Below are 22206 nucleotides of genomic sequence, written 5' to 3'. Positions count from 1 at the left end.
ATGCAAGGCGCGCAGCTAAGACATCAGCCTCCACCCGCACCCGGCCGCAAGCCGGTGCCACGGGGTGCCAGCCGAATGGTGGCCAAAGAGCCGATGTCGATGCGCCTGCCGAAAGCCAATTTTGGTTTTCTCAAAGCGTTGTTCTGGCCGGTGCTGTTGGTTGCACTGGGGTTCGGCACTTACGAAGGCGCGCAGCGTTTGCTGCCGTACGCTGACCGGCCGATCACCAAGATCAACGTGCAGGGTGATTTGAGTTACATCAGCCAGCAAGCCGTGCAGCAGCGGATCGCCCCGTACGTGGCGTCGAGCTTCTTCACCATCGACCTGGAGAGCATGCGCACCGAGCTTGAGACGATGCCATGGATTGCCCACGCCGAAGTGCGTCGGGTGTGGCCGGATCAAGTGGTGATCCGCCTGGAAGAACAACTGCCGGTGGCCCGTTGGGGCGATGAATCGCTGTTGAACAACCAGGGCCAGGCGTTCACCCCGCGTGAACTGGCGAATTACGAACACTTGCCACAGCTGTTCGGCCCACAACGGGCTCAACAGCAGGTCATGCAGCAATACCAGGTGCTGAGCCAGATGCTCAGGCCGTTGGGCTTCTCGATTGCACGCCTGGAATTGCGTGAACGCGGCAGCTGGTTCCTGACCACCGGCGCCGGCAGTGCCGGTCCCGGGATCGAACTGCTGCTGGGGCGCGGCAACCTGGTGGAGAAGATGCGCCGTTTCATTGCCATCTATGACAAGACGCTCAAAGAACAGATTACGAACATTGCGCGCATCGATCTGCGCTACGCCAACGGCCTCGCTGTTGGCTGGCGGGAACCTGTAGCGCCCACGACAGCCCAACCCGCTGTCGCGAAGAATTAAGAAGAGGCAGGACCCATGGCAAACGTGCAAAGCGGCAAAATGATCGTCGGTCTCGATATCGGCACCTCCAAGGTGGTGGCGCTGGTCGGCGAGGTTGCGGACGACGGCACGCTGGAAATCGTCGGGATCGGTACCCATCCGTCCCGTGGCCTGAAGAAAGGCGTGGTGGTGAACATCGAGTCCACCGTTCAGTCGATCCAGCGCGCTATCGAAGAAGCGCAGCTGATGGCCGGTTGCCGCATTCACTCGGCGTTTGTCGGCGTGGCCGGCAATCACATCCGCAGCCTGAACTCCCACGGCATCGTGGCGATTCGTGATCGCGAAGTCAGCTCGGCCGACCTTGAGCGCGTCCTCGACGCTGCCCAGGCTGTGGCGATCCCGGCTGACCAGCGCGTGCTGCACACCCTGCCGCAGGATTACGTGATCGATAACCAGGAAGGCGTTCGTGAGCCACTGGGCATGTCCGGCGTGCGTCTGGAAGCCAAGGTCCACGTGGTCACCTGCGCCGTCAATGCTGCACAGAACATTGAAAAATGTGTGCGCCGTTGCGGTCTGGAAATCGACGACATCATTCTCGAGCAACTGGCCTCGGCCTACTCGGTGCTGACCGACGACGAGAAAGAGCTGGGCGTGTGCCTGGTGGACATCGGCGGCGGTACTACCGACATCGCCATCTTCACCGAAGGCGCAATCCGCCACACCGCGGTGATCCCGATTGCGGGCGACCAGGTGACCAACGACATCGCCATGGCGTTGCGCACCCCGACCCAGTACGCCGAAGAAATCAAGATTCGCTACGCCTGCGCCCTGGCCAAGCTGGCCGGTGCCGGTGAAACCATCAAGGTGCCAAGCGTTGGCGACCGTCCACCGCGCGAGCTGTCCCGCCAGGCCCTGGCCGAAGTGGTAGAGCCGCGTTACGACGAACTGTTCACGCTGATTCAGGCCGAACTGCGTCGCAGCGGCTACGAAGACCTGATCCCGGCCGGCATCGTGCTGACCGGCGGCACGTCGAAGATGGAAGGCGCTACCGAACTGGCCGAGGAAATCTTCCACATGCCGGTCCGCCTGGGCGTTCCGCATGGCGTCAAGGGCCTGGACGACGTGGTCCGCAACCCGATTTATTCCACTGGCGTTGGCCTGTTGATGTACGGCCTGCAGAAGCAGTCCGACGGGATTTCGTTCTCGGGCATCAGCAGCCGCGACAGCTACAGCAATGAAGAACCGAAAGCCGCCTTGCTCGATCGCATCAAGAGCTGGGTACAAGGCAACTTCTGAAGATTTATCGCAGCACCGTTGTAGATACAGGCAGTAGGCGAAAAAACTAGAGAACGTAAAGGAGAGGGAAAATGTTCGAACTCGTAGACAACATCCCCGCAAGCCCGGTTATTAAAGTTATCGGTGTTGGCGGAGGCGGCGGCAACGCTGTCAACCACATGGTCAAGAGCAACATTGAAGGCGTTGAATTCATCTGCGCCAACACTGATGCCCAGGCGCTGAAATCCATCGGCGCGCGGACCATCCTGCAACTGGGTACCGGTGTGACCAAAGGTCTGGGCGCCGGCGCCAACCCTGAAGTAGGTCGTCAGGCCGCTCTCGAAGACCGTGAGCGCATTGCCGAAGTCCTGCAGGGCACCAACATGGTGTTCATCACCACTGGCATGGGCGGCGGTACCGGTACCGGTGCGGCGCCAATCATTGCCGAAGTGGCCAAGGAAATGGGGATCCTCACCGTTGCGGTGGTGACTCGTCCGTTCCCGTTTGAAGGTCGCAAGCGCATGCAGATCGCCGACGAAGGCATCCGTCTGCTGTCTGAAAGCGTCGACTCGTTGATCACCATTCCCAACGAGAAGCTGCTGACCATCCTTGGCAAGGACGCAAGCCTGCTGTCCGCATTCGCCAAGGCTGACGATGTACTGGCCGGTGCCGTTCGCGGTATCTCCGACATCATCAAGCGTCCTGGCATGATCAACGTCGACTTTGCCGACGTGCGTACCGTGATGAGCGAAATGGGCATGGCGATGATGGGCACTGGCTGCGCCAGCGGTCCGAACCGTGCACGCGAGGCCACCGAAGCGGCCATTCGCAACCCGTTGCTCGAAGACGTGAACCTGCAAGGTGCACGCGGCATCCTGGTGAACATCACCGCCGGTCCTGACCTGTCCCTGGGTGAGTACTCCGACGTGGGTAGCATCATCGAAGCCTTCGCTTCCGAGCACGCCATGGTCAAGGTCGGTACCGTTATCGATCCGGACATGCGCGACGAGCTGCACGTGACTGTGGTTGCTACCGGTCTGGGCGCGAAAATCGAGAAGCCTGTGAAGGTCATCGACAACACCGTTCACACTTCGATGGCCTCCCAGCCACAACAATCGGCACCCGCTCGTCAGGAACAGCCAGCGGTGAACTACCGTGACCTGGACCGTCCGACCGTCATGCGCAACCAGGCTCAGGCCGGTGCTGCGACTGCCGCGAAGATGAATCCGCAAGATGATCTGGACTACCTGGACATCCCGGCTTTCCTGCGTCGTCAGGCTGATTGATGGAATGTATCAGGGCTATGAAGTTGATTGGTGTTCAGCAAAGGTCTGGTCTGCTATCATCGCCAGCCTTTGTTGATACCAGTTCGCAATTTGCGCTGAAGCGGCCCAAGCCATGATTAAACAACGCACACTGAAAAATATTATCCGTGCCACAGGTGTAGGCCTGCACTCCGGGGAGAAGGTATACCTGACCCTCAAGCCCGCGCCTATCGACACCGGCATCGTGTTTTGTCGTGCTGACCTCGATCCTGTGGTGCAGATTCCTGCTCGCGCAGAAAATGTTGGCGAAACCACTATGTCGACCACACTGGTTAACGGTGACGTCAAAGTGGACACGGTGGAGCACTTGCTCTCGGCCATGGCTGGCCTGGGCATCGATAACGCCTACGTCGAGCTCTCCGCGTCCGAAGTACCGATCATGGATGGTAGCGCTGGACCTTTCGTATTCCTGATTCAGTCGGCCGGCCTGGAAGAACAGGACGCACCGAAGAAGTTCATCCGGATCCTGCGGGAAGTGACAGTGGAAGACGGCGACAAGCGCGCCACTTTCGTCCCTTTCGAAGGCTTCAAGGTGAGTTTCGAGATCGATTTCGATCACCCGGTTTTCCGTAACCGCACACAAAGTGCAAGCGTGGATTTTTCCAGCACTTCGTTCGTAAAAGAAGTCAGCCGCGCCCGTACCTTTGGTTTCATGAGTGATATCGAGTACCTGCGCAAGCACAACCTCGCACTCGGCGGCAGTGTTGAAAACGCTATTGTGGTCGACGCGGATGGTGTACTGAACGAAGACGGCCTTCGCTATGAAGACGAATTCGTGAAGCACAAGATCCTCGATGCAATTGGTGACCTCTACCTGCTGGGCAATAGCCTGATTGGTGAGTTCAAGGGCTTCAAGTCCGGACATGCATTGAACAACCAGCTGCTGCGCAAGTTGATTGAGCAGACAGATGCTTGGGAAGTCGTGACTTTCGAAGACGCCAGCACTGCACCGATCTCTTACATGCGTCCCGTCGCGGCCGTGTAAGCAAAAAACCTCTCTAGTTTTTAAAGGCTGCCTTCGGGTGGCCTTTTTTTATGCCTCAAACTTTGTGGTGTCCATACTGGCCCCTTCGCGAGCAGGCTCGCTCCCACATTGGAATGCGATCAACTGTAGGAGCGAGCCTGCTCGCGAAGGGGGCAGCCGCCGCAATGAAGGACTCACTGCGCAGCCACCACGCGATTGCGCCCACCTTCCTTGGCCTGATACAACGCCTTGTCCGCCATAAACAGCAACTGCTCCAGACTGATTTCTTTCTCCGTCGTCCAGGTACTGATCCCGATACTGACAGTGATCGGTGTTTCAGCCCCCGCCACCAGCGGCATTTGCTCCACCGACAGCCGGATCTTTTCAGCAATCTGCCGAGCCCCCGCGTTGTCGGTTTCCGCCAGGATCACCGAAAACTCCTCACCGCCATACCGCGCCACCAGGTCCCCGGGCCGTCGGACATTGGCGCAGATCACCGTGGCCACCGCCCGTAATGCATCGTCGCCACCCTGATGGCCATGACGATCGTTGAACGCCTTGAAATGGTCGGCATCGACCATCAGCACCGACAGCGGCTTACCCGAACGTTGAGCGCGAAACCACTCATGGCGCAGGGTCTGGTCCAGGGTCCGGCGGTTGGCGACACCGGTCAGGGCATCGGTGGCGGCCAACAGCGCCAGTTCCTGTTCGGCGTGATGGCGCAGGCGTAGCTCGCGGCACAGCAACCAGGTCAGCCAGAGCAGGCCGATGCACAGCACGCCGGTGGCACCGCTGATGACAATCGCGGTGCGCTTCCAGGTGGCGAACACTTCGTTGCCGGAGAGGGCGACGATGACCGTCAACGGCAGGTTGCCGACCCTGGAAAAGGTGTACAGGCGTTGTAGATGATCGACGCTCGACACGCTGTCGAAACTGCCCGCGCCCTCACGCAGGATGCGCACGACATTGGGTCGGCTGGCGAAGTTCTTGCCGATGGGGTCGTTGATCAGATGAGGCTTTTGCGCCAGCAGAATGCCGTCGTCATTGATGATGCTCAGGGTGCTGTCGTTGCCGATGTCCAGGCTGTTGAACAATTGTTCGAAGTAGGTGAGGCGCATCGATGCCACGGCGACGCCGAGAAACTCGCCAGTCGACGAGGAGATGCGTCGGCTGAAGCTGATCCGCCATTCCTCGCTGTCGTCGCAGTCGCAGCGCGGCTTGAATGGCCGGCTGATGAACATGCCGGTGTCACTGTTAAACGCATGGGCGAGGAAATAGTCGCGGTCCGCGAAGTTGCCGGGCTTGGGTTCGATCAGCGATGAATCGGCGAGCACTTCCCCGTGCTTGTCCAATAACAGGATGTCGCCCTTGAAGCGCGCCGTGGTGGAGCGATCGAACAGGACCAGATGGCGGATCTGCGGCGAAACCTGTTTCAGGTCCTCGCGCTGCGAAGCGGCAATCAGGCCTTGCAAGGTCAAATCGTAAAGCTCGACAGTGCGCAGCACATCAGCATCGATCAATTGCGCAATGGTCGTCGCGCTGCGGGTGGCGGCCTGCTGGGCGTTGGCGTGTTCGCGGATCAGCAGGAACGCGACGATGCTGAGAATCGCGATCACCGTCAGCAAGCTGCCAAGCATCACCATGAGCTCAGGTCGACCGGTCTTGCCTGAAAGGTGTTGGGGGTGGCTCACTGGCATGGGGTGGCTGTCTGCTTGAGGCGCATAAAAAAGGCCAGCAAAACGCGCTGGCCTTTACTTATTCAAGCGTAGAAGACATTGAGCGGGAACGCACTTGCGCCAGCCCCCAATGAAAAAAAGCCGCTGATGGCAGCGGCTTTGAAGACAACTTTTCAAAGGGAAGAGCCAATGAAAAGTGTCGAGGGAAACAGGTGTTCGGTGAGTCAGCTGTCTTTCTCAACCCGTTGCTGGGTGGCAGAAGTGGACGCTTGAGGGGTTTGCGTGGCGTCTTGAGCCTTGGCCGTCATTTCGCTCTGATCGTAGGCGGCGGCGCGTGCAGCATTTTGCGCGACGAACGTCTGCGACTCTTCCGCGATTGCGAACGGAGACAGAAACAATGAGGACAAAACGAAAGCGCTGGCAATACCCGTAATGTTGGACATCTTTTAAACCTTCTTGCTTGGCAAGTGCTGTTTGGTGCGGGCAAAGATAAGGATCTTGGCCGATGGGAAACAGAGCCAATCGAAGAAAGGACTGTTGCGCCAGAAGCAACAGTACTCTCGGTAAGTGGACGGCTTTTTGTGGCGAGGGGGCTTGTCGGAACGCCGCACCGCCCCGTTGGGCTGCGAAGCGGCCCCTTCTTGTAGCGTTTGTGAAAAAGCGCCAGTGCTGCGCACTGGAACGGGGGCAAGCCCCCTCGCCACAGGGAAGTGGGTGGGCTAAACGGGAAGGTGAATGCCGAAGGTATTCATGCCGTGGTCGCTGCGCACAAACACATCGCCGCCATGCATCAGCGCAATCGCCTTGACGATCGCCAGCCCCAATCCGTGATTGTTGCCACTGTTGCTGCGCGACGCATCCACCCGATAAAACCGCTCAAACAACCGCGGCAAATGCTCGCTGGCAATCGGCGATCCAGGGTTGGCCACACCAATGCTCACCTGATGCTCCTCGACCTCGATCCGCACCTGAATCACTTGCCCAGGCTCCGTGTGCTGCACCGCGTTGCTCAGCAAATTGATCAACGCCCGGCGCAGATGCGCGATCTCGATCCGCACTTGCGCATCACCGCTGACCTGCACTTGAACCTGCGCATCCTCAAGAATGAAATCCAGGTACTCCAGCGTCGTCGCCACTTCATCGGCGAGCGACGTGGACGTCAGTTTGGTGGCCTTGCTGCCCTGATCCGCGCTGGCGAGGAACAGCATGTCGTTGATGATCGAGCGCAGCCGTTCCAGTTCTTCGAGGTTCGATTGCAGCACTTCGAAATAATGTTCGGCGGAGCGCCCGCGTGTCAGTGCGACCTGGGTCTGGCCGATCAGATTGGTCAGCGGCGAGCGCAGTTCATGGGCGACATCGGCGTTGAACGACTCCAGCCGTGAATACGCCTGCTCGACCCGCTCCAGCGTGGAGTTGAACGAATTGACGAACTGATTCAACTCCGGCGGCAGCGACGATAAGCGCAAGCGCCCGGAACGCAGCGGCGGCGCCAGGCGCTGGGCTTCCTGGGACAACTTGATCAAGGGTTTGAGGCCAATGCGCGCCACCCAATACCCCAACGCAGACGCCAGCAACACGCCAATAATCGCCAGGCTGATCAGCGCGATCAGCAGGTGATGCTGAGTCTCGAAAAACGTCTCGGTGTCGATGCCGATCATGAAGCGCAGCGGGGGGCGTTGATCCTTGGCCGGGAACTGGCTCACCAGCACTTTCAGTGGATAAGGATGATCCGGCAACTGCAAGTCGCGCATGCCCAGCGGCCCTTCGGCGAAGGCGCGGATCTGCGGCGTCGGGTTGCCATATTCGTACTGTGGATCGCCGCTGATAATCCAGAAACTGATGCGCTTGTCTTCCTCGCCAAGCAGCTTGAGCTTGTTGTTGATCTTCACCCAATGCTCGGGCGTGCCGTAACGGCCGACGGTGGATTCGAGCACGCTGTAGCGCGCATCCAGCTCGGCTTCGGGCAGCAGACCCAGGCCCTTGTCGACCTGCTGATACAACGCCCAGCCGATCAACAAAAACACCAACAGCGCCACCAGCGTGAACATCCCGCTCAGGCGCAGTGCGATGGAGTTACTGGACACCACGGCTCTCCAGCACATAACCCATGCCACGAATCGTGTGCAGCAGTTTCTCGTCGAACGGCCCGTCGAGCTTGGCCCGCAGACGCTTGATCGCGACTTCGACGACGTTGGCGTCGCTGTCGAAATTGATGTCCCAGACCATCTCGGCAATCGCGGTTTTCGAGAGGATTTCGCCTTGCCGACGGGCCAACACGCTCAGCAGAGAAAACTCTTTGGCGGTCAGGTCCAGGCGTGTGCCGGCGCGGGTCGCTTTGCGGCTGATCAAATCTATCCACAGGTCGGCGATGCTCACTTGCACCGGTTCATGACCGCCGCTGCGCCGGGTCAACGCTTGCAGGCGCGCCACCAGTTCAAGGAAGGAAAACGGTTTGCCGAGGTAATCGTCTGCGCCATCGCGCAAGCCTCTGATGCGATCTTCGACGCGCTCGCGGGCGGTGAGCATGATCACCGGGGTTTGCTTGCGCGCACGCAAGGCGCGCAGCACGCCGAAGCCGTCGAGGCCTGGCAGCATGACGTCGAGGACGATCACCGCGTAGTCACTTTCCAGCGCCAGGTGCAGGCCTTCAACGCCTTCGCGCGCCACGTCCACGGTGTAACCCTGTTCCGTCAGGCCGCGGTGCAAATAGTCCGCGGTTTTTTCTTCGTCTTCGATAATCAGAACGCGCATGACCCCGCCTCAGTCTGTGGTCGCCAGCACCGGTGTCGGAGCTGGTTTGGGCCGATGGAATAGCCGCTCAAGCCACAAGTATATGACCGGAGTGGTGAACAGCGTCAGCGCCTGGCTCACCAGCAAGCCGCCGACCACCGCGATACCCAGTGGCTGGCGCAGTTCAGCGCCGGTGCCGTAGCCGAGCATCAGCGGCAGCGCACCGAGCAGGGCGGCGAGGGTGGTCATGATGATTGGCCGGAACCGCGTGATACACGCCTGGAAGATCGCCTCTTCCTGCGGCAAGCCACGGTTGCGCTGGGCGTCCAGCGCGAAGTCGATCATCAGGATGCCGTTCTTCTTCACGATACCGATCAGCAGCACCAGCCCGATCAACGCCATGATCGAAAAGTCCTGGCCGCAGATCCACAGCATGATCACCGCCCCGAGCCCTGCCGACGGCAGTGTCGAGATGATGGTCAGCGGATGGACGAAGCTCTCGTAGAGCACGCCGAGAATGATGTACACCGCCACCAGCGCCGCCAGAATCAGCCACGGCTGGCTGGCTAGCGAACTCTGGAACGCCTGGGCTGCGCCCTGGAAGTTGCCGCTCATGGCCGCCGGCATGCCGATGTCGGCCTTGGCCTGGTTGAGCATGATCACCGCATCGCCCAGCGCCACGCCGGGCGCGAGGTTGAACGACAAGTTGGCGGCCGGGAACATGCCGTCGTGGGCAATGGACAACGGACCGACCGTGGGCGCGTCAAATTTGGCCAGTGCCGACAGCGGCACCATTTCCCCGCTCAGCGGCGAGCGCAAGTAGAAGTAGTTGAGGCTTTCGGCCTTGCCGCGTTGCTGGGTGTCCAGCTCCAGAATCACGTTGTACTGGTTGATCTGGGTCTGGAATTCGTTGACCTGACGCTGACCGAACGCATCGTACAGTGCTTCGTCGACGTCACTGGCGGTCAGGCCGAAACGCGCAGCGGCGCTGCGGTCGATGCTGATGTGGGTGATGCTGCCGCCCAGTTGCAGGTCGTTGGAAATGTCGCGGAACGCCGGGTTGCTGCGCAGTTTTTCCGTGAGGCGCTGGGTCCAGGTGCTGAGGGTCGCGCCGTCGTTGCTCTTGAGCACGTATTGGTACTGGGCGCGGCTCGGGCCGGAGCTGAGGTTGATGTCCTGACCGGCGCGCAGGTACAACACAATGCCCGGGACTTTCATCAATTGCGGGCGAATCCGGTCGATGAACTGACTGGCCGAGACGTCGCGGTCGCCGCGTTTTTTCAGGGAAATCCAGAAGCGGCCGTTGGCGATGGTCTGGTTACTGCCCGACACCCCGACCGAGTGGGAAAATGCCGCAACCGCAGGATCCGCCGCGACGATTTCGGCCATCGCCAAGTGTTTTTTCACCATGTCGCCGTAGGAAATGTCGGCGGCGGCTTCGGTGGTGCCGAGGACAAAACCGGTGTCCTGCACCGGGAAGAAACCTTTCGGAATGAAGATGTAACCGACGATGGCCAGGCACAGGGATAGACCAAATACCCCGATCATCAATTTCTGATGGGCGAGGGCGCGGCGCAGGAGTTTTTCGTAACCCGCCACCAAGCGTTCGCCGAAGGTCGGTTTGCTGTGGGCGTGATGCACCGGCGCACGCATGAACAGCGCGGCCAGCGTCGGCGCCAGGGTCAGCGACACCACCACCGAAATCATGATCGTCGACGTCGCGGTCAGGGCGAATTCCTTGAACAGCCGCCCGACCACGCCGCCCATGAACAGCAGCGGAATGAACGCCGCCACCAGCGAGAAACTGATCGAGACCACGGTAAAACCGATCTCGCCCGCGCCCTTGATCGCCGCTTCGCGCATGCCGTCGCCGGCCTCAAGGTGTCGGTGAATGTTCTCCACCACCACAATCGCATCGTCGACCACAAACCCCACGGCCACCACAATCGCCACCAGGGTCAGGTTGTTCAGGCTGAAACCCATGATGTACATCAGGGCGAAGCTGGCGATCAGCGAAACGCCCAATACTGCGGACACGATCAGCGTCGCCGACCATTGGCGCAGGAACAGCGCCATCACCGCCACCACCAACATGATCGCGATCAGCAGGGTGATTTCCACTTCATGCAAGGACGCGCGGATGGTCTGGGTGCGGTCGACCAGTACCTTGACTTGCACTGAGGCGGGGAGCATCGCTTCAAGTGCCGGCAGCGCGGCTTGAATACGATCCACCGTCTCGACGATGTTTGCGCCCGGTTGCCGGGAGATCACCAGGTTCACCCCGGGCCTGTCGCCGGCCCAGGCCTGAACGTAGGCATCTTCCGAACCGTTGACGACTTTGGCGACATCACGCAGGTGAACCGGGGCGCCGTCCTTGTAGGAAACGATGAGTTGGCTGTATTCCTCGGGGTGAAACAACTGGTCGTTGGTCGACAGCGTAGAAATGCTCGACTCGCCATACAGCGCACCTTTGGCCAGGTTGAGGCTGGTGTTCTGGATCGCCAGACGAATGTCCGCCAGCGTCAGGCCGATGGCTGCCAGTTTGTCCGCCGAGGCTTGCACGCGAATCGCGGGACGTTGCTGACCGGTGATGTTGATTTGGCCTACGCCATCGATCTGACTGATCTGACGCGAGAGCAGGGTTTCGACCAGGTCGCTGAGTTCAGTGCCGGGCATTTGCGTGGAGTTGACGCTGAGGATCAGCACCGGGCTGTCGGCCGGGTTGACCTTGCGCCAGGTCGGCAGCGTCGGCATGTCCTTGGGCAGCTTGCCGGCGGCGGTGTTGATCGCGGCCTGGACTTCCTGGGCGGCGGTGTCGATGCTTTTGTCGAGGGTGAATTGCAGGGTCAGGTTGGTCGAACCCAAGGCGCTGCTCGACGTCATCTGGGTCACGCCGGGGATGGCGCTGAATTGCACTTCAAGTGGCGTGGCCACTGACGACGCCATGGTTTCCGGGCTGGCGCCGGGCAATTGCGCGGCCACCTGAATGGTCGGGAATTCGGCTTCCGGCAGCGGTGCAATCGGCAGGCGCGGGAAAGCGATGGCGCCGAGCAATACCAGGGCAAAGGTCAGCAGGATGGTGGCGACCGGGTGATCGATGCACCAGGCAGAGACCGAGCCGTGGCCCTTCATGGCTTCGACTCCGATTGCACCACTTGTGGCGGATCGGTCATGACCTGCACGGTCGACCCCGGCTTGAGCCGCGACTGGCCATCACTGACCAGCACATCCCCCGGTTTCACGCCTTTGATGATGTCCTGGCCGCTGCCTTGGGCAACCACCTGCACGGTCACGGTTTCCACTTTGTCACCGTTGACCCGATACACGAAGTGTTGATCGAGGCCCCGTTGTACGACGGTGGGCGGTACCACCAGCGCATCTTTCTCCAAGGCTGTCTGAATTTTTACTGTCACCAGCAGGCCCGGCCAGAGTTTCTGCCCGGGGTTGTTGAATTCGGCCTTGGCGCGGATGGTCCCGGTGTTGGCGTTGATCTGGTTGTCGATCAGGGTCAAGTGACCTTCGCCCAGCAGATTGCCGGTTTCACCGTCGGTGTCGGCGCCAATGTAGGCTTTCACTTGGGCGCGTTGCGGGTCACCGATCAGCCCTTGCAGGGTCGGCAGCATGTGTTGCGGCAGGGAGAACTCGACGGCGATCGGGTCGATCTGCGTCACGGTGAACAGGCCCTGGGCGTCGGTCATGCGCAGGAAGTTGCCTTCATCGACTGTACGAATACCGACGCGCCCGGTGACCGGCGAGTGAATCTGCGTGTAGGAGAGTTGCACCTGAGCGGCGTCGATCGAAGCCTGGTTGCCCTGGGCGGTGGCCTTGAGTTGATTGACCAGCGCTTGTTGCTGGTCGTAAGTCTGCTTGGAGACGCCGTCGTCGACCGTCAGCAACTTGTAGCGCTTGAGGTTGACCTGCGCCACTTGCAGCTGCGCCTGGCTTTCGCCCAGTTGGGCGCGGGCCTGATCGAGGTTGGCGCGGATCGAGCGATCGTCGATGGTGGCCAGCAGGTCACCTTTGTTCACCAGTTGGCCTTCCTTGACCAGGATTTTGGTGAGAATGCCGTCGATCTGCGGACGCACCACCACGCTGTGCAAGGACAACACCGACCCGATACCGCTGACATAACGCGGCACGTCTTTCTCCACGACGTTGACCACGCGCACCGGAATGGCGGTCGGGGCAGCGAGCTTGGCCGTGGCCGGTTTGACGAGGTACCAGGTGCCCAGCGCTGCCAAGGCAATTAGCAGACCTGCGATCAAGGCGGGTTTTTTCTGAATTCGCATGCGAGTGGGGCGCCGGGCTGAGAGGTTGGGGTATTTCAGGTTTATACCCTTCTTTATAACCCTGTCAGCCCGTCAGGAAGGTGACTGCTAACTGACGGGGCTGTCAGTTTGAGATTCAGTGACGGAGGGTTCGCCAACACAAACCCGACGGACTCACGCGCGGTGTGAAGCTTGCGGCTCTCGACACAGGTATACTGCCGCCTTTCGCGGCTCGCTGACCGGGCCCGACTCTATGTGCATCACCCGGAGCTTTCATGACTTCCCCGACACAACCGCCGGTTGCCGACGCCTTGAGCGACGACCAGGCAGACCTGCCAGACAGCGTCGACTCCAGCGCAGACAGCGAAACCAAAGCCGCCATCCCGGCGTTCAAGTTCCCGTTCAAACCGGGTGATCTGGCGGCCGCGAAGAACGCCAGTCAGCCTTGGTACAAGAATGGCGCGAAGAATGGCCATACCAAGACGCCTGGGGCGGCGCCTCCGGGTACGCGTCGTTCGATGGGTAAGCGCTAGGATTTAATTTCTGCGGTGCCTGATCTGCCGCTTTCGCGAGCAGGCTCGCTCCCACAGTGGATCGTCGACATACACAAAATCTGTGTCAGATGGAGATCATATGTGGGAGCGGGCTTGCTCGCGAAGGGGCCATACCCGGCGACATCAATTTTGAATCAAGCCGCCCGCAACGAAATAAACGCATAGTTCACCGGCGCTTCAGTCACCAGTTGCGCACCCGCCGCCTGCACTTGCCCGGCAACGTCATCCCCCGACACATGAAACAGCCACTCACCCTCCGGCGCCGCCAGTGGTTGCGCTGACACCTGATCAATAACCGCGGCAAACGCGTTCATGTCCGGCAGATAAGCGGTAAACCCGTCACCCTTCAGCGCAGTCGTGCGAATCCCCAACATCCTGCAAATCGCGTCCTTGGCCTGAACGTCATCGCGATCCGCCTGGCGAGAACGCTGGATCAACTCCGCCAGCTCCTGATCGACCCATTGACCGCCGATGATCAGGTCCGGGCCCTGTTCCCATGATTCGGGCGGGCAATCCTTGGTCGCTGTGTTCAGCGGGATGTGCGGGTTGATTTCCGCAGGGTAGATGCGGCACACCAGCGGTCGGCGCTCGTAGATGCTGCAGCGATCGTCTTCGTCAAGATTCCGGCAGGGACCGACGTTATAGGCGGCAAAGGTGATCGCCACGTACGCCTCGGACGTGCCGCTTCGAACCACCACCGAACGGCGTTCGGCGTGTTCGCGTTGCTGCACCGGCAGGCCCAGGCCGTTACCCAGAAAGCCCTCGACCAGCACGATCACTTGACCGCCATCGGCCGCCCACATGCGGGCTTCCGCCAAGGTCAGAGGGACGTGGTGGTCATTGCAGCACTTGCCGCAACCTACGCAGGAAAACCTTGTATTCATTGATCGCCGGGTCGCATGTGAGGGCAAGAAACGGCGACAGAATGTCACCGCATTGCTCAGCGATGAAGCAAGTTATGCGCCATTCACTGGGCCTTGGCGGTCGGGCGAACGGAGTCCCATTCGGTCACGTAGGCGGTTTTGGTCTTCTTGTTGTAGAGGCACAGCTCGGTGCCTTGCTGGCCTTTCATGTGTTTTTGCGGGTATTGGCCTTGCAGCAGGAGGGCGGTGTAGTCGACCCGGTCATCGAATTGCGCAGGGTTGCCGACGGGCTTGGCGTTTTTCAGGCCGCTGGCTTTGGTGCAGCTGGTGAGGACTGCTTTGTCGTAGGCGGCCCAGGCGTCGGGGCTGGAGGCGTGGGCCTGGGAGGCGAGGGCGGTGAGGCAGAGGAAGGTCAGGGTGGCGGCTTTCATTGTTCGGGCATCCGTTGGCTTGATAAGCCGAGTATGCCTGAAGGGTTGATATTGTTAATGCTGGCCCCTTCGCGAGCAGGCTCGCTCCCACAGGGGGTCTATGTTTTTCGCAGATCAAGTGTGGGAGCGAGCCTGCTCGCGAAGGCGGTGGGTCAGGCGGGAACCGGTTCCCGGCGGACAACATACATTCCGGCGCTTTCGTACAGCCGCTGCGCCCGGAGGTTGTCTTCCAATACCTTCAAATCCACAAAGCCTTCCCGGCGATCCTGAAACACCTTGAATGCGTGAAGCAGTAAAGCGCGGCCAATCCCGCGTCGCTGCGCCCGTGGGTGCACCATCAGCTTTTTGATATAGGCGCTGGTCCAGCACTGCGCGACGCCGACGATCCCTTCGGCATCTTGAGCGATGAAGCAAAGCGTTGGGTCATATTCAGGATCGGTTTCAAAACGCCGCTGCCAGATCGCCAATTCCGGTACGCGGCCACCGCCTTCAAGATGACCCAGCTCCATCACGTGATGGACCGCCTGGGCGACTTCGGGACGGTACTGGATCAATTCAATGCCGACCGGCCACGTGATTGCGGGCACAGCCTCGGCAAGGTTGCGCCGCATCAGCAAGCAAAAGCCTTCGGCCATGACTCAGTGACCTTGTTCGGCGACGGCTTTGGCCGCTTCGATCAGGCACCGGGTCAGTTCTGGCGAAGAGAACTTGGTCAGCACCGCGTTAGCCCCGGCCAGACGCGCTTTTTCGCTGTTCATCGCACTGTCCAGGGAGGTGTGCAGCAGCACGTACAGGTGCGAGAAGTCCGGGGTTTCGCGCAGGGTGCGGGTGAAGGCGTAGCCGTCCATCTCCGACATTTCGATGTCCGAGACGATCAGGTTGATCTGCTGGGCCGTGCCTTGCAGGTCGAGCAGGCAGTCGATGGCTTCCTTGGCGCTGCGGGCGGTATGGCATTGCAGGCCGAGGTTGCGCAGGGTGTGCACGGATTGTTGCAGGGCGACCTGGCTGTCATCGACCACCAGAATGCGCGCGCTGCCCAGGACTTCGGCGTCTTCCATGCTCAGTTCGGTCGGGGCCGTTTCGATCTGTGCCGGGGCGATGCCGTGGATGACTTTTTCGATGTCCAGCACTTGCACCAGCGTGCCGTCGACCGAGGTCACGCCAGTGATGTACGAACGCACGCCACCGGAACCAAAGGGTGGCGGACGGATGTCGGTGGTCAGGCAGTGGACGATCTTGCTCACGGCCTGAACATGCAGGCCCTGCTTGGAGCGACTGACGTCAGTGACGATCAGGCAGCCACCGTTCGGGTCTTCCAGCGGGCGCTCGCCAATGGCACGGCTCAGGTCGATCACCGACAACGAAGCACCGCGCAGGGTGGCGATGCCTTTGACGTGGGGATGCGACTCCGGCAGCCGGGTCAGCGGCGGGCAGGGAATGATTTCGCTGACTTTGAGCAGGTTGATCGCCATCAGCTTGCCGCTGCGCAAGGTAAACAGCAAAAGCGAAAGTGAATCTGCGCGGGCTTTGTTGGAAGACATATGTACCTTCTGGAAAAAGGTGATGGGCGATCGCGGGATTGCCAAATACTATCGATGTCGGGTTATCGACTTGTAGCGGGCAGGCTTTAGAAACATTCCCTGCCGTCAGCCAAGCGGTGAACCCTGTGGCGAGGGAGCTTGCCTGTGGCGAGGGGGCTTGCCCCCGTTGGAGTGCGAAGCACTCCCAGCTTTTCCCGGAAAGACCTGGTCGCTTGTCTCACGACCGCTTCGCGGCCGAACGGGGGCAAGCCCCCTCGCCACAAGGTTTCATTGACCTTAATAATTAGATTATTTCATCCCCAATCGCTTGGCCATGCGCCCAAGATTCGCCCGGTCCAGACCCAGCTCACGCGCCGCGCTGGCCCAGTTGTTGTGGTGCCGCTCCAGGCAAGCGCTGATCAATTGCCGCTGATAACTCTCGGTGGCTTCACGCAGATCACCGGCTACCAAAGTCACAGGGCTGACGGCTGGTTGTTCGGTAAGCACCTCAATACTGCCAGTAGGCAAATCCAGATCCGCCGCACTCAAGCTCAGAATCTTCGGTCGCTCCTTGCAATTGCCCAGTGCTTTAAGCGCGCTGCGACCGATCAAATGCTCCAGCTCCCGCACATTCCCCGGCCAGTTGTAGGCTAGCAAGGCGGCCTGGGCGTCGCTGTTCAAACGCAGGCTGTTGAGGCCCATGCGTGAGCGATTTTGCTCCAGGAAGAAGCCGCTGAGCAGCAATACATCCCGCCCGCGATCGCGCAGTGCCGGGACCAGCAACGGGTAAACGCTCAAGCGATGGTAGAAGTCGGCACGGTAGCGACCGTTGCGCACTTCTTCGGCCAGATCACGGTTGGTCGCCGCGATCAGGCGCACGTCCACCGTGTGTTCCTTGTCCGAGCCGAGGCGCTGCAACTGACCGCTTTGCAGGACGCGCAGCAACTTGGCTTGCACCGTCAGTGACAGCTCACCGACTTCATCGAGAAACAGCGTGCCGCCATTGGCCAGTTCAAACTTGCCGCGACGATCATTCATCGCGCCGGTGAACGCGCCGCGCACGTGACCAAACAACTCGCTCTCGACCAAAGTGTCCGGCAGCGCCGCGCAGTTGAGGCTGATGATCGGTTTGTCAGCTCGGGCAGAGGCTGCGTGAATCGCCTGCGCGACCAGCTCTTTGCCGACCCCGGTTTCGCCGGTGATCAGCACGGTCAGGTCGCTGCCGCCCACCAGGTTGATCTCTTCCACCAAGCGTTTGTGGGACTTGCTCTGGCCGATCATCTCGCGGTTCTGTTGGCCGCTGGCCTGGCGGTAAACCTCGGCGCGCTGGTGTTCGTCTTCGGCGCGATTGGCCAGGCGCTCGATGCGCTCGGCGGCGTTGACCGTGGCCGCCGCGAGGCTGGCAAAGGCTTGCAGGGCGTCCAGTTCGATCGGTTCGAATTGTTCCGGATCGAGGGCATCGAGGGTCAATAAGCCCCATGGGCGCTCGTCGATAAACAGCGGGCAACCCATGCAGTCGTGGACTTCCAGATGATCGTCGAGACCCTCGACCAGTCCGTCGTAAGGGTCGGGCAAGTCGCTGTCAGCGGCGAAGCGGGTCGGGCCGTGGCTGCTGAGCAAGGCCTCGAAGCGCGGGTGCTCGCTGATTTTGAAGCGCCGGCCCAGGGTGTCGGTGCTCAAGCCGTCGACGGCCAATGGCACCAACCATTCGCCATCAAGGCGCAGCAGGGCCGCGGCATCGCAGGGGAGCAGGGCGCGCATGGCTTCGAGCAAGCGTCGATAGCGCTCGCCTTCGGGCAGTTCGCGGGACAGATCAGAAACCAGTGGCAGCAGGGCGGTGAGCAGGGATTTTGCAGTCATAGTGACTCCGTGTAGTCGACATGACTATAAATCAGCCTGTGTCGATATGACTACGTTGTTTTTAAGTTGTTGATTTGTATAGTTTTACTACTTGGCACAGAAACTGATAAGGCTAAGGAAATACACATCAAGCTCCGGAGTCGTCCTTATGCTGAGCGTTCAAGACCGTGCCATCGTCAAATCCACCGTACCGTTGCTGGAAAGCGGCGGCGAAGCGCTGATTACTCACTTCTACCGCATGATGCTCTCCGAATACCCGGAAGTCCGCCCGCTGTTCAACCAGGCCCACCAGGCCAGCGGTGATCAGCCGCGCGCGCTGGCCAACGGTGTGTTGATGTACGCGCGACACATCGACCAGCTCGACCAGTTGGGCGACCTGGTGGCCAAGATCATCAACAAGCACGTGGCCCTGCAGATCCTGCCGGAACACTACCCGATTGTCGGCACCTGCCTGCTGCGTGCCATCGCCGAAGTGCTGGGCGAAGAAATCGCCACCCCGGAAGTCATTGCGGCCTGGGGCGCTGCTTACGGGCAACTCGCCGAGATTCTGATCGGTGCCGAAACCAGCATCTACGATCAGAAAGAACAGGCGCCCGGCGGCTGGCGCGGTGCACGGGAATTCATCGTCACGGCCAAGGTTGAGGAAAGCGCGGAAATCACCTCGTTCTACTTCGAACCTGCCGACAAAGGCCCGATTCTGGAGGCAGAGCCTGGCCAGTACATCGGCATGAAACTGATCCTCGACGGCGAAGAGATCCGTCGTAACTACTCGCTGTCGGCGCTGGCAAACAAAGGCGAGTACCGCATCAGCGTCAAGCGTGAAACCGGTGGGCGGGCGTCCAACCACTTGCACGATCAACTGCATGTCGGGGCGAGCATCCAGCTGTTCCCGCCATCGGGCGAATTCACCCTGACGGCCAGTGATAAGCCGCTGGTGCTGATCAGCGGCGGTGTCGGCATCACGCCGACACTGGCGATGCTCGAAGCCGCGCTGGCCACCGAGCGCCCGGTGCATTTCATCCACTGCGCGCGCAACGGCAGCGTGCATGCCTTCCGTGACTGGATCGATGGGATGGCTGAGCGTCATCCGCAACTCAAGCGCTTCTATTGCTACGCCGAAGATGACGGTGTGAGTCCGGCAGCGGACAAGGTCGGGTTGTTGAGTCGGGAGCAACTGGGCGAGTGGCTGCCTGAGCAGCGCGACCTGGATGCTTACTTCCTGGGGCCGAAAGGGTTCATGGCGGCGATCAAGCGTCACCTGAAGGCGTTGGGGGTTCCGGAGAAGCAGAGCCGTTATGAGTTCTTCGGGCCGGCTTCGGCGTTGGAGTAATTCAGTGGTGCGACTCGGGAGACCGAGTCGCCTGCTTCGCGAGCAAGCCCGCTCCCACACTTGACCGGGTCGGACACAAAACTTGTGTACGACACAATCTAATGTGGGAGCGGGCTTGCTCGCGAATGGCCGCACCTCGGTCTCAATTCTTGAAGACTGTTAGAAAAGTTAATCCCTTCTTAACCGGCTTATCGTTTATTCCCCCAAATCCACCGGCACGCGCCAGGCTCTTAAACCTGCGAGCCTGCGTGTAGACTGGCGGCAACTGCTATCTAAAAGGGAAACGCGATGAGCGAGGAAACAATGCGATTGGGGCGCGAACGGCGCTATCTGGTGTTACTGGGCATCATCTGCCTGGCGCTGATCGGCGGCGCGCTGTACATGCAAATTGTGTTGGGCGAGGCGCCATGCCCGCTGTGCATTCTCCAGCGCTACGCGTTGTTGTTTATCGCGGTGTTTGCCTTCATCGGCGCGGCCACGCGCACCCGTCGCAGCATTACCGTGTTCGAGACGCTGGTGGTCATCAGTGCCTTGGCAGGCACAGCGGTGGCCGGGCATCACGTCTACACCCAGTTCTACCCTGCAGTCAGTTGCGGCATCGATGTGCTGCAGCCGATTGTCGATGGTCTGCCGCTGGCGAAGATCTTCCCGCTGGGTTTCCAGGTGGATGGCTTCTGCTCCACGCCGTACCCGCCGATCCTCGGTCTGTCGCTGGCGCAGTGGGCGCTGGTAGCGTTCGTGCTGATCGTGATTCTGGTGCCGCTGCTCACTTCGCGTAACCGTAAAGCGCTGCGCTGAGGCGGTTCGCCGCACCGCTGCGTCATCCATGAAAACGCCCCGGCCCTCGTTGAGGGGGCCGGGGCGTTTTGCATTTTCAGAGGCCGGGTGACGAGACCGTGATGTGCGGCAAGCAAGGGTGCGACACGTGTGCGACATGTTGTCACAGCGCGAGTGTCGCAAGGCATTTCAAGGGGCTGAATTGGCATGGGGCCGGGCAACAAAATTGGTCTGTTGCGGCGTCTCATCATCTGAACCAGGAAATGCTGGAACAGGCAGTTTTAACAGGGCCTGGCGAATTGCCCTAGCCCTTGTCTCATAGGGGGTTGAGCAGTGTCGGGGGAGGGCGCAGTCGCCTCGAAGCTGTCTGAACTGCGCAAGGTAGACCTACTAATTTTGGTGTTTTTGTTGAGAATCGATTTCGATACCATGCCGGACTTTTGCGAAATCCGTTAATGATTGTTGCTGGAATGGATAAAAATTATTTCGGGATGAGACATGGTTTATGAATCGTTACATATCTACAATCGCCCGCACTGAATTCCCGGCACTGCTCAGCATGAGCAGAAAGTAGGGCGTCGAGAGGCTTGAACGCCTCATGCGACTCCCAGGTGTCGGAGCCTTCCAACTATCCGCACCAAATGGAATTGGTCTGTAACAAGGCCTTTGACCACGAATTCGAATAAGAACTTACCGCTGTCCCAGGATTTGTCGAGCAGCGTCTGACGCGCGACGGGCGGCCCTTATTCAATCCAAGAAAAATGCCAACCCTTGGCAGGGTGAAGTGTTGGCGATCAAAACCCAACTGCATTGCGCAAGCTGCTTTAGAGGTCGTGAGATGAGTAAAAACAGGTACCCCAGACTACTAGGCTTATTGCCGCTGATTGGCACATTGTTGCTGTCAGGCTGCAACATGACCTTGCTCGATCCCAAGGGCCAGGTTGGCCTGGACGAGCGAAACCTGATCATCACCGCAACGCTGCTGATGCTTCTTGTCGTGGTACCGGTCATCGTCATGACCTTCCTGTTCGCCTGGAAATATCGCGCCTCCAACACCGACGCCGTGTACACGCCGAAGTGGTCGCACTCCACCAAGATTGAAATCGCGGTGTGGGCCATTCCAGTGCTGATCATCATTGCCCTGGGTTATGTCACCTACAAGTCGACCCACGCTCTGGACCCGTACAAGCCACTGGAATCCGACGTCAAGCCGATCACCATTCAAGTGGTATCGATGGACTGGAAATGGCTGTTCATCTATCCGGAACAAGGGATTGCCACGGTCAACAAGATCGTCTTCCCGGCCAACACGCCGATCAACTTCCAGATCACTTCCGACACCGTGATGAACTCGTTCTTCATTCCGGGCCTGGGCGGTCAGATCTACGCGATGGCGGGCATGCAGACCAAGCTGCACCTGATCGCCAACCAGAATGCTGAATTCGACGGGATCTCCGCCAACTACAGCGGCGCGGGTTTCACCGGCATGAAGTTCAAAGCAATCGCCACCTCTCAGGCGGACTTCGATGCCTGGGTCAGTGATGTCAAGAAGGCACCTAAACAGCTTGAAAAAGCTGAATACGAAGCCCTTTCCAAACCAAGCCAGAACAATCCAGTAGCGCTCTACTCCTCGTTCACGCCGAACCTGTTCCAGACCATCGTCGACAAGTACGAAGGCATGAAAGCAGGTCCGAAAGTGGACCACGAGAAGAAAGAGAAAGAAGTGGCCCAGATGGAAGGGATGGACATGAGTTCGCATTCAGCTGCCGGGGCAGAGGAGTAAA

General features: G+C 59.9%; 19 protein-coding genes. 8 read left to right on the top strand and 11 right to left on the bottom strand.

Annotated elements, in window-relative coordinates; genetic code table 11:
• The 4 genes from BK660_RS21995 to lpxC all read left to right on the top strand — a co-directional run bounded on the left by BK660_RS21995 (nt 1) and on the right by lpxC (nt 4434).
• Entirely contained in the window at nt 1-870 is an 870-nt protein-coding gene (locus BK660_RS21995; RefSeq protein ID WP_027922694.1) for a cell division protein FtsQ/DivIB, read from the top strand.
• A gap of 15 nt (nt 871-885) precedes the next feature.
• Nucleotides 886-2145 carry a cell division protein FtsA gene (gene ftsA / locus BK660_RS21990; RefSeq protein WP_123435068.1) on the top strand — a complete coding sequence of 420 codons (1260 nt, stop codon included), beginning with the start codon at nt 886-888 and terminating at the stop codon, nt 2143-2145.
• 71 nt (nt 2146-2216) lie between these two features.
• Nucleotides 2217-3410 carry a cell division protein FtsZ gene (ftsZ, locus tag BK660_RS21985; protein ID WP_007943486.1) on the top strand — a complete coding sequence of 398 codons (1194 nt, stop codon included), beginning with the start codon at nt 2217-2219 and terminating at the stop codon, nt 3408-3410.
• A gap of 112 nt (nt 3411-3522) precedes the next feature.
• The gene (gene lpxC / locus BK660_RS21980) at nt 3523-4434 is read left to right on the top strand and encodes a UDP-3-O-acyl-N-acetylglucosamine deacetylase (RefSeq protein ID WP_007943488.1); all 912 of its coding nucleotides are present in this window, start codon (nt 3523-3525) and stop codon (nt 4432-4434) included.
• Between the two features lie 173 nt (nt 4435-4607).
• On the opposite strand, the gene BK660_RS21975 is transcribed toward lpxC, so the two are convergent.
• From BK660_RS21975 to BK660_RS21950, 6 genes are all read right to left on the bottom strand, one after another.
• Nucleotides 4608-6056, bottom strand: coding sequence for a sensor domain-containing diguanylate cyclase (locus tag BK660_RS21975; protein WP_185045167.1), 1449 nt, complete (start codon nt 6054-6056; stop codon nt 4608-4610).
• Nucleotides 6057-6313: 257 nt separating this feature from the next.
• A complete protein-coding gene (locus BK660_RS21970) occupies nt 6314-6532 on the bottom strand; it encodes a hypothetical protein (RefSeq protein WP_123435066.1) in 219 nt (72 codons plus the stop codon).
• Nucleotides 6533-6808: 276 nt separating this feature from the next.
• Entirely contained in the window at nt 6809-8173 is a 1365-nt protein-coding gene (locus tag BK660_RS21965; RefSeq protein WP_123435065.1) for a heavy metal sensor histidine kinase, read from the bottom strand.
• A complete protein-coding gene (locus tag BK660_RS21960; RefSeq protein ID WP_123435064.1) occupies nt 8163-8840 on the bottom strand; it encodes a heavy metal response regulator transcription factor in 678 nt (225 codons plus the stop codon). The genes BK660_RS21965 and BK660_RS21960 overlap by 11 nt, the downstream gene beginning before the upstream one ends.
• A 9-nt stretch (nt 8841-8849) precedes the next feature.
• Nucleotides 8850-11951 carry a multidrug efflux RND transporter permease subunit gene (locus BK660_RS21955; protein WP_123435063.1) on the bottom strand — a complete coding sequence of 1034 codons (3102 nt, stop codon included), beginning with the start codon at nt 11949-11951 and terminating at the stop codon, nt 8850-8852.
• A complete protein-coding gene (locus BK660_RS21950) occupies nt 11948-13108 on the bottom strand; it encodes an efflux RND transporter periplasmic adaptor subunit (protein ID WP_123435062.1) in 1161 nt (386 codons plus the stop codon). The genes BK660_RS21955 and BK660_RS21950 overlap by 4 nt, the downstream gene beginning before the upstream one ends.
• Nucleotides 13109-13362: 254 nt before the next feature.
• Between BK660_RS21950 and BK660_RS21945 the strand changes: the two genes are divergently transcribed.
• Complete coding sequence (locus BK660_RS21945) at nt 13363-13620, top strand: hypothetical protein (RefSeq protein WP_007943495.1); 258 nt, start codon at nt 13363-13365, stop codon at nt 13618-13620.
• A gap of 155 nt (nt 13621-13775) precedes the next feature.
• Here BK660_RS21945 and BK660_RS21940 read toward each other — a convergent pair whose 3' ends face one another.
• From BK660_RS21940 to norR, 5 genes are all read right to left on the bottom strand, one after another.
• Nucleotides 13776-14525 carry a YkgJ family cysteine cluster protein gene (locus BK660_RS21940; RefSeq protein WP_123435061.1) on the bottom strand — a complete coding sequence of 250 codons (750 nt, stop codon included), beginning with the start codon at nt 14523-14525 and terminating at the stop codon, nt 13776-13778.
• Nucleotides 14526-14608: 83 nt separating this feature from the next.
• Entirely contained in the window at nt 14609-14935 is a 327-nt protein-coding gene (locus tag BK660_RS21935; RefSeq protein ID WP_123435060.1) for a hypothetical protein, read from the bottom strand.
• 152 nt (nt 14936-15087) lie between these two features.
• The gene (locus BK660_RS21930; RefSeq protein WP_123435158.1) at nt 15088-15546 is read right to left on the bottom strand and encodes a GNAT family N-acetyltransferase; all 459 of its coding nucleotides are present in this window, start codon (nt 15544-15546) and stop codon (nt 15088-15090) included.
• A gap of 27 nt (nt 15547-15573) precedes the next feature.
• A complete protein-coding gene (locus BK660_RS21925; protein ID WP_123435059.1) occupies nt 15574-16476 on the bottom strand; it encodes a chemotaxis protein CheV in 903 nt (300 codons plus the stop codon).
• A gap of 288 nt (nt 16477-16764) precedes the next feature.
• Nucleotides 16765-18315, bottom strand: a complete 1551-nt coding sequence (norR, locus tag BK660_RS21920; RefSeq protein ID WP_123435058.1) for a nitric oxide reductase transcriptional regulator NorR — start codon at nt 18313-18315, stop codon at nt 16765-16767.
• A 148-nt stretch (nt 18316-18463) separates the two neighbouring features.
• Between norR and hmpA the strand changes: the two genes are divergently transcribed.
• The 3 genes from hmpA (at nt 18464) to cyoA (ending at nt 22205) form a co-directional block, all read left to right on the top strand.
• The gene (gene hmpA / locus BK660_RS21915; protein ID WP_123435057.1) at nt 18464-19645 is read left to right on the top strand and encodes an NO-inducible flavohemoprotein; all 1182 of its coding nucleotides are present in this window, start codon (nt 18464-18466) and stop codon (nt 19643-19645) included.
• A gap of 288 nt (nt 19646-19933) precedes the next feature.
• On the top strand, nt 19934-20443 hold the full coding sequence (locus BK660_RS21910; RefSeq protein ID WP_123435056.1) for a disulfide bond formation protein B: 510 nt from the start codon (nt 19934-19936) through the stop codon (nt 20441-20443).
• Between the two features lie 817 nt (nt 20444-21260).
• Complete coding sequence (gene cyoA / locus BK660_RS21900) at nt 21261-22205, top strand: ubiquinol oxidase subunit II (protein ID WP_123435055.1); 945 nt, start codon at nt 21261-21263, stop codon at nt 22203-22205.
• The last annotated feature ends 1 nt before the right edge of the window (nt 22206 follow it).

Origin of the sequence: Pseudomonas brassicacearum (genome assembly GCF_003732265.1) — a bacterium.
Lineage (GTDB): Bacteria > Pseudomonadota > Gammaproteobacteria > Pseudomonadales > Pseudomonadaceae > Aquipseudomonas > Aquipseudomonas brassicacearum_D.
The sequence above is the reverse complement of the archived record's forward strand: the minus strand, read 5'-3'. Positions and strand labels throughout refer to the sequence as shown.

Coding starts and splice junctions, on each gene's coding strand:
- BK660_RS21940 (WP_123435061.1), bottom strand. CDS start 14,525: ATGAATACAAGGTTTTCCTGCGTAGGTTGCGGCAAGTGCTGCAATGAC.
- BK660_RS21960 (WP_123435064.1), bottom strand. CDS start 8,840: ATGCGCGTTCTGATTATCGAAGACGAAGAAAAAACCGCGGACTATTTG.
- BK660_RS21930 (WP_123435158.1), bottom strand. CDS start 15,546: ATGCGGCGCAACCTTGCCGAGGCTGTGCCCGCAATCACGTGGCCGGTC.
- lpxC (WP_007943488.1), top strand. CDS start 3,523: ATGATTAAACAACGCACACTGAAAAATATTATCCGTGCCACAGGTGTA.
- BK660_RS21970 (WP_123435066.1), bottom strand. CDS start 6,532: ATGTCCAACATTACGGGTATTGCCAGCGCTTTCGTTTTGTCCTCATTG.
- BK660_RS21995 (WP_027922694.1), top strand. CDS start 1: ATGCAAGGCGCGCAGCTAAGACATCAGCCTCCACCCGCACCCGGCCGC.
- ftsA (WP_123435068.1), top strand. CDS start 886: ATGGCAAACGTGCAAAGCGGCAAAATGATCGTCGGTCTCGATATCGGC.
- BK660_RS21945 (WP_007943495.1), top strand. CDS start 13,363: ATGACTTCCCCGACACAACCGCCGGTTGCCGACGCCTTGAGCGACGAC.
- norR (WP_123435058.1), bottom strand. CDS start 18,315: ATGACTGCAAAATCCCTGCTCACCGCCCTGCTGCCACTGGTTTCTGAT.
- BK660_RS21910 (WP_123435056.1), top strand. CDS start 19,934: ATGAGCGAGGAAACAATGCGATTGGGGCGCGAACGGCGCTATCTGGTG.
- BK660_RS21950 (WP_123435062.1), bottom strand. CDS start 13,108: ATGCGAATTCAGAAAAAACCCGCCTTGATCGCAGGTCTGCTAATTGCC.
- cyoA (WP_123435055.1), top strand. CDS start 21,261: ATGAGTAAAAACAGGTACCCCAGACTACTAGGCTTATTGCCGCTGATT.
- BK660_RS21975 (WP_185045167.1), bottom strand. CDS start 6,056: ATGGTGATGCTTGGCAGCTTGCTGACGGTGATCGCGATTCTCAGCATC.
- hmpA (WP_123435057.1), top strand. CDS start 18,464: ATGCTGAGCGTTCAAGACCGTGCCATCGTCAAATCCACCGTACCGTTG.
- BK660_RS21925 (WP_123435059.1), bottom strand. CDS start 16,476: ATGTCTTCCAACAAAGCCCGCGCAGATTCACTTTCGCTTTTGCTGTTT.
- BK660_RS21955 (WP_123435063.1), bottom strand. CDS start 11,951: ATGAAGGGCCACGGCTCGGTCTCTGCCTGGTGCATCGATCACCCGGTC.
- BK660_RS21935 (WP_123435060.1), bottom strand. CDS start 14,935: ATGAAAGCCGCCACCCTGACCTTCCTCTGCCTCACCGCCCTCGCCTCC.
- ftsZ (WP_007943486.1), top strand. CDS start 2,217: ATGTTCGAACTCGTAGACAACATCCCCGCAAGCCCGGTTATTAAAGTT.